The following is a 1,435-nucleotide window of genomic DNA, read 5'->3' on the forward strand; positions in this document are numbered from 1 at the left end:
GGGAATTCGGGTGTTGCGGCATGACCTGCTGGCGACGGTTGCGCGACTGGCAGGCCGCGGCGTCTGGGCGAAGCTGCACCCTGTGCAACGCCTCGCCGACGCCGATCGGCTCGACTGGAGCCGCGCCTGCCTCGACAGCGCGAGCGTCGCGGCAAAAAAAAGGGGGGACGACACCGGCCGGAACCCGACGGATCGCGGCAGGCCGGGCACGAAACGCCACATCGTCGTCGACCGCAACGGCACGACCCTCGGCCTGACCATCAGCGGGGCCAACCGCCACGACAGCATGATGCTCGCCGACACCCTGGACGCCATTCCCGCCGTCCGGCATGGGCGCGGACGACCCCTCAAGCTGCATGCCGACAAGGCCTATGATCATCGTCGCTGCCGGGCCGAATGTCGCGCAAGGTCCGTGATCCCACGCATCGCAAGACGCGGCATCGAAACGAGCCAGAAGCTGGGGCGCCACAGATGGGTCGTCGAGCGTACCTTCGCGTGGCTCAACCCGTTCCGACGCCTTGCCATCCGCTATGAAAGGCGGGCCGATATCCACAAAACGTTCGTGACACTCGCATGCGCTATCATCTGTTGCAGGCAATTTTGTTAGGTGCTTTTAGGTTCCAGACTCAATTGATCCACCCTGTGAGGATTGCGGCGATGTAGCATGTTGCCGCGAAGTTTATCATGAGCTTGTCGTCTCGTGTGGCGACACGCCTCCCGTCCTTGAGACGGCAGAATGTGCGTTCGATGATATTCCGTCTTCGGTATGCGACCGGGTCGAAGGGTCTGATCCTCTTTCGGGTTGGATTGTTGGGAATGACCGGCGTCGTGCCGCGTGTAGTCAGGAAATCGCGCAAGGCGTCACTGTCGTAAGCCGTATCTGCAGCGCACAGACGTGCGGGCGGCAAGGGTTCAAGGAGCGGGATGGCAACAGGTGCATCACCGCGCTGCCCAGGCGTTATCCGCAACGCGACTGGGCGGCCGCAACCATCGACAAAAGCATGGATTTTTGTCGATCTACCGCCTCTCGAGCGACCGATTGCTTCGGCATCTGCCCCCCCCTTTTTCCGCCCGCTGCAGAGCGGTGTGCTTTTGCGGTAGCGCTGTAGATCATATGGATATCCCGATCCGTCGCTTGCACCAGAGCTTCGAACAGTCGCCGCCATATCCCTTTCGCTGACCAGCGATGGAAGCGATTATAGACCGTTGTCGAAGGCCCGTAGCAGGATGGGCAGTCCTGCCACCGGCAACCGGATCGCAACACGTGGATGATCCCACTGATCACCCGGCGGTCGTCGGTGCGATGAGCGCCTGGCTGGTTGGTCGGAAGCAGCGGAGAAATCACCGCCCACTGATCGTCATCAAGCCAGAATTCACCTGCCATGCTCAAACACTCCTGCCTCCGCAGGTAATGAATCATGGATAAGCAACATCA

2 pseudogenes are annotated in these 1,435 nt (G+C 61.2%); one reads left to right on the forward strand and one right to left on the reverse strand.

What is annotated here, in order from left to right:
* Positions 1 to 607 (forward strand): annotated as a pseudogene (locus tag ACEVQ6_RS23615) (IS5 family transposase); the annotation flags it as partial.
* Positions 608 to 626: 19 nt separating this feature from the next.
* Here ACEVQ6_RS23615 and ACEVQ6_RS23620 read toward each other — a convergent pair.
* A pseudogene (locus ACEVQ6_RS23620) lies at positions 627 to 1,420 on the reverse strand (IS5 family transposase).
* Positions 1,421 to 1,435 lie beyond the last annotated feature (15 nt).

Source organism: Ensifer soli (assembly GCF_041928815.1).
Classification (GTDB): domain Bacteria; phylum Pseudomonadota; class Alphaproteobacteria; order Rhizobiales; family Rhizobiaceae; genus JBHFEI01.